Origin of the sequence: Streptomyces sp. NPDC088732 (genome assembly GCF_044751205.1) — a bacterium.
GTDB lineage: Bacteria > Actinomycetota > Actinomycetes > Streptomycetales > Streptomycetaceae > Actinacidiphila.
Genome location: NZ_JBIVLI010000056.1, coordinates 1 through 6,622, shown reverse-complemented (window position 1 = coordinate 6,622; position 6,622 = coordinate 1). Strand labels below are relative to the sequence as shown.

The window sequence follows — 6,622 nt, the reverse complement described above, 5'->3', positions numbered from 1 at the left end:
GCGGGTACTTCCTCGGGGCAGGCATCGTCAGGGCTCCTCTCATGAGACCCATCTGACCCGCTGTCACCCTTCCCCGCATCTCGGGGGAACCTCAGACCACGACGCCTGCGGGTACCTGCTCGGCACGCAGGATGACCTGGGTCTCCGGCGGGGAGAAGCGGGCGGCGTTCTCCACCAACTCGGCAAGCAAGTGGATAACGTCGGGGCCGACGTACCCGGGCAACGCGAGTTCCGTACCAGGCAAGACCGCCCTCACCCGCGGATACTGCTCGATCTCCGCGACTGCCTGCCTCAGTACGGTCGACAGGAGCAGCGGCTTGCGCACCCGACGCGGCGTCTCGCCGCCCAGCACCGCCAGGCTCTCCACGGCCCGCCGCGTCCGCGTCACCAGATGGTCGATCGTGAAGAGCCGGTGCAGCAACTCCGGGTCCTCCACATCCCGCTCCGCCTCCGACAGAGCCTCCAGCGCCCTGCTCACCAGCACGTGCAGCCGCCGCGCGATGTACACGAACACCTCGGACTGCTCAGCCTGCGCCAGCCTCGCCGCGCGCTCGGCCCCGGCGGCCGCGAACGCCTCCACGATGTCTGAGCGCAGCCTGCTCAGCGCCGCAGCCAGCGGGTCGTCGCCCGGAGCGGCCGGCGGGTGGACGACCGCCACGGGACGTTCCCGCCGCCGGAGCTGTTCCACGGCCCCGGCAAGGTAGGTGCGTATGTCGGCCACCAGAGCGTCGTAGTGTGCAAACCGCTCGGTCGCGCGGCGCTGCCCCTCGGCCCGCTCGCGGTCGACGGAATCAGACAGCACGGATGCTCTACGGTCGAATATCCAGGCCAGATAGCAGCAGCTGATCGCCATCCAGCCGATCGCCCATGGAGCCGGCACGCCTGCAAACGAGTGGGCTGCCCACGCAGTACCAGCCAGCACCAGGGCCGATGCGGCCGAGAGCACCGGTAGCGCCCGCAGGCGTGACCGCAAGTGCCTGCGTCCGGTGCTGGGTCCGGCGGATGCCCCGCGCCGTGCGACACGGCGGCGCCGGCCTCGAGCAGGACGCGTGCGAGAGGCCTCAGACATGGGTCACCTCAGACGAGAGTTGCTCGCGGTGGACGCCGCGCGGCCGCACCGACCCCGACCGCAGCCGGGACCGCGTCAGGCTGAGGCTGTGGTGCAGTGCCGCCGCGTCGGTGATCGCCGCTCCGCCGGAGATCCAGAGCCGGCCGGAGCAGGGGGGACAGCCCGGTTCCGCGCAGTGCCACTGCGCCCCCGAGCGGGACAGCGAGTGCGGCGCCGCCCAGACGTCTGCCGTGCCCGCCGCGACCGGGACGATGACGACCTGCTGGGCCGGGCAGCACAGGATCGGTCCCACGGCTTCCTTCCGCTCCCGCATCGCCTCAAGCGCGGGCAGGCCCAGCCCCATTCCGGTCCGGACGACGTCATGGCGGGCGGGAAGCCCGACCGGATGCGGCAGTTCTGTGAACGCCACCTGCCACAGCCGGCTCGTGTACGAAGTGGGCGTCAGGGTCATCAGTGCTCCGGGAGGGATGGCCTCGGGTGCGGAACGGGGCGGGGGCAGTTCACTGGTCAGCCCGTCAGGCGGGCGGTGGCCAGGACGATCGTGGCGAAGGCGAGCATGAAGGATCCGCAGGGCGGTCTTTCCCGGCACGGGGGACTCCTGGGCTGGAGCGGATCGGACTGGCTTGCGGCCTTCCCGCGGGTCCGCGGGGCCCATGAGGGCCAGCTCGCGTCGGCGGCCGGAGCATGCCGCGGTCAGCATGCGGGGCGGTCCAGTCGCAGTGCCGCGTAGACCGCCGTCCGCCGGATGTGCGGGTACGGGGCCCACTCGTCGGCAAGTGCGGCGACCAGCGGCAGCCCGCGTCCCCACTCGTCCCCTGGGCCTGCTGCTCCGGGGCTGACGGCCTCTCGCCAGGGCCCGGGGTCGATCACGGTGATCACCGCGCGGCTTCTGGCGAGTGTCACCAGCACGACGATCCCCCCGGTGCGCGGGCAATGCAGGACCGCGTTCGTGACGAGCTCGGACGTGATCAGCCGTGCATTCTCGATCAGGGCGCCGTCCACCCCCCAGCTCCGCAGCACCCGTGCGGAGAACTCACGAGCCTCGCGGGGAGCCCTGAGGTCCGGACGAGTCAGCCGGAGGGCCTCGCGGTGGCCGCCCTCGCCGGCCCGGTCGACCGAACGCGCGAGCCGCTCTGCGGCAACGGCCGGTTGACCGGGCGCGGGAGGGTGCGGCCGTACTGCTCTCGTCGTCATCACGTCCTCTGTGGGTGGCGGGTCCGCCGACGCGGCGGGCCGGCATCATGAGCGTCGCTCTGGCCACGCTCAGCTGGGGCGTTGACCAGCGTGGTCCCGTATGCGGTGCCACCGCCATGTCAGGGAGCCGCCGTTCCCGTGCCGTCGAGGACCGCGCCCGACACCCGTGTGCCATTCGACTGCCACATGGCGGGAATGTGTGGCGCAGTGCGCGAGTGCGGTATCCCCTTCGTGCAAAGGGATCGATCCGCAGGGGACCGCCGATGGGCCGAAGCCCGATGAACGGGGCCGATGTGACTGACCAACCCGAGACGCTGCTCAAGCTCCTCTGCGACAAGGGCAACTTGGGCGCTGAGGACTTCGTGGAGCTGTTCGACAAGACCGCAGCGGAGGTCGTGGGGAAGGGGAACAGGAACCCGACCTGCAGCATCCGGACCGCGTTCCGCTGGAAGTCGGGGAGAACCCGCCCGGAGGCGTTGTCCGCCGACACCCGCCGCGTGCTGCAGGCCATGTTCGCCCGCGATGCTGCGGCACTACTGGCTCCCCCGCCACCCGCCGAAGATCCCTCGGCACCCGCGTTCAACCTGGAGCACGAGATCGACATGACCGCACGCGAAGCCCACGACGACGCCAGCGAGACAGCCGCCGCGTCCGTCTCCGACACCAGCCTCGACCAACTCACCGACGACGTGGCGTCGCTCGCATGCGTCTACGCCTCCCTCCCCGCAATAGAGGTCTTCCGGCGCGGCCGCACGCTCCAGGAGGAACTACACAATCAGCGGGACCGCACACAAATCCCCGCCCAACAGCAGCGCCTCCTGGTGCTCACTGGTCAGACGATGGCCCTGCTCGCCGCTGCAGCCTTCAATCTCGGCTCCTTCGACAACGCCCGCCGCCTGGCCCGAGCCGCCGACCTCTACGGTGAGAGTTCACGCTTCGAGCCGCTGCGGGCGTACGCGGACGGCATGCTCGCGTACATCGCCTACTTCACCGGCATGCCCGCTGAGGCCGTCAGCAAGGCCCGCCGCGCGCAGGCCCACGGCGGCCTGGGCGACACTGCCCGGCGCAGGCTCCGGGCCATCGAGGCGCGAGCACACGGCTACCTCGGCGACACGGACTCCGCCCGCCAGGCTCTCCGGCTCTCCCTCGATACGGAGAGCGGAGCCCGCGACGACCTTCACGACGGCATCGGAGGCGAGTTCGGCTTCACAGACGAGCGGCTGGCCATGTCAAACAGCTCGACTGCACTGCTGATCCACGATGCGGGCCAGGCGGAGCAGTCTGCACGCCGCGCGCTGGCCCTTGTCAACGGGAAGCCGCAAGCCGCCCGGTCCGCACACGTGCTCGGCGGCGCGGCCGCCGACCTCGCCATGGCCCGACTCCTGGCGAACGACGTGGAGGGAGCCGCCGACGCGCTGACTTTGCTCTGGGACATCCCGCCGGAGCAGCGCGTAACAGGCATCCTGGTGCGCACGGGCCAGATCCAGCACTTCCTCGCGCGGCCCGCCTACCGCGCCTCAATTCTGCCTCGGCAGCTGCGCGACCGAGTCGAGGAATTCACCCGCACCGCAAGCACCCACCAGCTCGGCTCGGTCACCGCGCTGCTGAGCTTGGAAGCCTGAGTCAGCCGAGTGCGGCGAGGATCTTCGCCTCTTTCTCCGGGACGATCCCGTGTGCTGCCCGCCTCGGGTGGTCCACGGGACGCCCGTCTGCGGCAAGCCACGCCCAGGTGTCGCGGATCGTCTCGGCGATAGGCCGGCAGCGCAGACCGGCGGACTGCGCGCGGCTGGAGTCGACCGACCACACGCCCGCGTGCGTGCGCCACAGAGGCAGCTCGGTCCACTGCGCGACGCCGTGCTGGGCTAGAACTCCCGGATCCACCCACTCCGGCTTCCCGGCACCGCCGGTGACGGCCAGACACTCACCCAGGAAGTCGGCGAAGGTGATCCCGTCAGGGTGTGTGACGTTGAATCCGCCTGACGCGTCGCCGGCAGCCTGATCGAGAGCGAACTCCGCGACGTCGCGGACATCAACGGGTTGAATCGGCTGGCTGCTCGGGGCGGGTGCGAGGATCCTCCCGCCGCGTTTGGCCCGGCCAAGCCACCAGGGAAGGCGGCCGACGTATTCGCCGGGCCCCAGGATGACACCGGGGCGGAGGAATACCGCGGAGTCGCCGAAGACCTCGGTCACCGCGCGCTCCCCGCCGGCCTTCTGGAAGCCGTAGAGGGTGGGGCTGCCGTCCTCGCCGGTGTACCCGTACGACGCGTCCGCGTCAGCAGGGCAGTCCAGCAACGGCGAGGAGTCCGTGAGCGCCTGGTTCGGCCAGCCCTGATAGACGGACACGGTGGAAACGTGCACCCAGCGCCGGACCACAGTACGGAGGGATGTGGTCGCCTGCAGCACTTCACGAGGCGCGAAGTCGGAGCTGGACGTGTCGATGACGGCATCCCACGGTCCCTGCTGGGAAAGCCGCTGGAGGTCGTCCGGGTCCGTTCGGTCCCCGTGGACAGGCGTAACGCCTTCGACCTCGCGTCCCGAGCGGCCTCTGTTGAAGGTGGTCACCGACCACCCCCTCGCCAGCCCTCCTTCTGCGATGCGCTTTCCCAGGAACCAGGTACCGCCGATCACAAGAATCTTCATGAGCATGATCCTGCCGTCCGCTGGGGCCCCGCGGAAGGGTCGCACCGCGGCCAGCGGCCCGCCCACCCTGGCCGACAAGCGCTACATCGGCATCCACGTCCCCGTCCGGCGCCCGAAAGGCCGCTGGCGCACCCTGAAGCACGTCACCATCAGCCCCGCCGTATAGGAGACATCGCCCGCGCCGCCCTCGTCCTCAACGGGATCTGGAAATGATCACCACTGAGAAAGCGTCAGCATCCAGAGACTCCTCATCCCGCCCCAAGCCATGGATCCAACCGCAGCTCTTCGAGAGTCTCCTCATTGTACGAGATCATCTCTTCAAAAAATTCACCGAACGAATCGAACCGCTCAACCTCCTGACCGGCAATCCAGCGAACAGAGGAGCTTTCGCCAGTGACCCCAATCAGGAAAACATCGATATCGACCGCCGCAACCCCGCATGGCACATAGAGGTCCCTGCTCACGCCCAGGGATCCACCGCTTCCAGCATCCGCAGCCTCGACCAACATCCAAGCCCTATCAAACCTTTCACCCCCCAAGAGCTCGGATGCGGACAACAGGTCCACGTCATGATAGAAGCCTCTCCACCCATCCGAAATGGATAGGAATTTCCGGTAATCATCCCCTAGATCAAATGTCACATCCACCTGCCACAAGAAAGCCTCAGTTGAGCCCGCAGGAGTCCGCGGTCCCCCGTAGTTCCAAATAGAGTTCACGTCAGCTGAAGCAATGCTTCGATTCACCGCCGCAGCGCGAGCGATGAGCTGTTCCCAATCCGGCGAAGATGAATTCATGGCGAGTACTCGAATTTCATTGGCTTGTATCCCACAGGATAACCATTGGCCTGTCCACCAAGGCTTGAATTCACCCTGCCGGACAAATCAAGCCATTCCGGCGGGACTGGACTACCTGTCCAAGCAGTATCGGGACCATGGCCCGGCACTCCCGTGTACGGGGTTCCGGCAGCGGCTGCGCGGGCTCGCTCCGCAGCAGCAGCAGCAGCCGTAGCCTGTCTCCGCAGCTTTCCTGCCGTCGCGACGCGCCCAGTGGGCGAGAGTTGGCCTGCGCACCTCGCACGTTCACATGACGCAACATACGCCTTCACCTCGTCAATCTCCGTCTGGGTTGCATTTGGAGGAGCCTTGAACTTCACCGGCCCCGTTCCAGGAGACGGTGGGCAATTATGCACCAGGATCGATGTCTGCCCAGCGACCACATAATACGTGTGAAGGTCAGCGACTGTGAGGTTGTAAGCGGCCTGAAGATGACGGAAGTGTTTGACACTGACAACGCGCAGATCACGACCCTTGTCACTACGGAGGGTCATGCCCGGGGCAAGGTTTCCGGCGTCGATCCAGTCGTGTTCGCTGGGTGACCACATGGGATGGTGGTCGGTTGCGGTGAGGGTGCTCCCGCCATCCCCCGTAGCATTGTTCAGGGTGATAGTGGTGAAGTCGGTGTCATCCGGGGTGAGGATCGTGGAGGTGACCGACTTAGAGCCCGTTTTGCCGGTTTCGGGATCTGTGGCGAGAACCTCATCACCGAGCTCAAGGTCCTCTATGGGCTTGGCGCTTCCGTCAGCGGCAAGTACTTCCGTGCCGGCAGGGAAGCTATTTTTGCATATACTGAGGAGTTTTGCGGCGAGTTTTGTGGCGCCCTTCTCCATGAGCTTTGCCGCGCCAAAGCTCATGACGCCTTCGGCTGCTCCTGTGGCGCCGC

The 6,622-nt window shown here is 67.7% G+C and carries 8 protein-coding genes; 2 read left to right on the top strand and 6 right to left on the bottom strand.

The window, feature by feature from the left end; all coding sequences use genetic code 11:
* Positions 1-91 precede the first annotated feature (91 nt).
* From ACIP9H_RS42160 to ACIP9H_RS42150, 3 genes are all read right to left on the bottom strand, one after another.
* On the bottom strand, positions 92-853 hold the full coding sequence (locus ACIP9H_RS42160) for a hypothetical protein (RefSeq protein ID WP_401964246.1): 762 nt from the start codon (positions 851-853) through the stop codon (positions 92-94).
* 208 nt (positions 854-1,061) lie between these two features.
* Positions 1,062-1,520: a hypothetical protein gene (locus ACIP9H_RS42155; protein ID WP_401964245.1), complete on the bottom strand. Its 459-nt coding sequence runs from the start codon at positions 1,518-1,520 to the stop codon at positions 1,062-1,064.
* 242 nt (positions 1,521-1,762) lie between these two features.
* Positions 1,763-2,263 carry an ATP-binding protein gene (locus ACIP9H_RS42150; protein ID WP_401964243.1) on the bottom strand — a complete coding sequence of 167 codons (501 nt, stop codon included), beginning with the start codon at positions 2,261-2,263 and terminating at the stop codon, positions 1,763-1,765.
* Positions 2,264-2,556: 293 nt separating this feature from the next.
* Here ACIP9H_RS42150 and ACIP9H_RS42145 point away from each other — a divergent pair, with 293 nt between their 5' ends.
* Positions 2,557-3,885 carry a DNA-binding protein gene (locus ACIP9H_RS42145; RefSeq protein WP_401964241.1) on the top strand — a complete coding sequence of 443 codons (1,329 nt, stop codon included), beginning with the start codon at positions 2,557-2,559 and terminating at the stop codon, positions 3,883-3,885.
* A gap of 1 nt (position 3,886) precedes the next feature.
* On the opposite strand, the gene ACIP9H_RS42140 is transcribed toward ACIP9H_RS42145, so the two are convergent.
* The gene (locus ACIP9H_RS42140; protein ID WP_401964239.1) at positions 3,887-4,903 is read right to left on the bottom strand and encodes an NAD-dependent epimerase/dehydratase family protein; all 1,017 of its coding nucleotides are present in this window, start codon (positions 4,901-4,903) and stop codon (positions 3,887-3,889) included.
* Between ACIP9H_RS42140 and ACIP9H_RS42135 the strand changes: the two genes are divergently transcribed.
* Positions 4,902-5,069, top strand: a complete 168-nt coding sequence (locus tag ACIP9H_RS42135) for a hypothetical protein (RefSeq protein ID WP_401964237.1) — start codon at positions 4,902-4,904, stop codon at positions 5,067-5,069. The two genes, ACIP9H_RS42140 and ACIP9H_RS42135, sit on opposite strands and share 2 nt — an antisense overlap.
* A gap of 82 nt (positions 5,070-5,151) precedes the next feature.
* Here ACIP9H_RS42135 and ACIP9H_RS42130 read toward each other — a convergent pair whose 3' ends face one another.
* Positions 5,152-5,550 (bottom strand): hypothetical protein, encoded by a 399-nt coding sequence (locus ACIP9H_RS42130; RefSeq protein ID WP_401964235.1) that lies wholly within the window; start codon positions 5,548-5,550, stop codon positions 5,152-5,154.
* A 143-nt stretch (positions 5,551-5,693) separates the two neighbouring features.
* The coding region (locus tag ACIP9H_RS42125) for a polymorphic toxin-type HINT domain-containing protein (RefSeq protein WP_401964233.1) at positions 5,694-6,622 on the bottom strand (929 nt) is incomplete at its 5' end.

Bases quoted from the DNA above. Each gene is read 5' to 3' on its own strand.
- ACIP9H_RS42150 (WP_401964243.1), bottom strand. From the start codon at position 2,263: ATGACGACGAGAGCAGTACGGCCGCACCCTCCCGCGCCCGGTCAACCG.
- ACIP9H_RS42160 (WP_401964246.1), bottom strand. From the start codon at position 853: ATGGCGATCAGCTGCTGCTATCTGGCCTGGATATTCGACCGTAGAGCA.
- ACIP9H_RS42140 (WP_401964239.1), bottom strand. From the start codon at position 4,903: ATGAAGATTCTTGTGATCGGCGGTACCTGGTTCCTGGGAAAGCGCATC.
- ACIP9H_RS42135 (WP_401964237.1), top strand. From the start codon at position 4,902: ATGAGCATGATCCTGCCGTCCGCTGGGGCCCCGCGGAAGGGTCGCACC.
- ACIP9H_RS42155 (WP_401964245.1), bottom strand. From the start codon at position 1,520: ATGACCCTGACGCCCACTTCGTACACGAGCCGGCTGTGGCAGGTGGCG.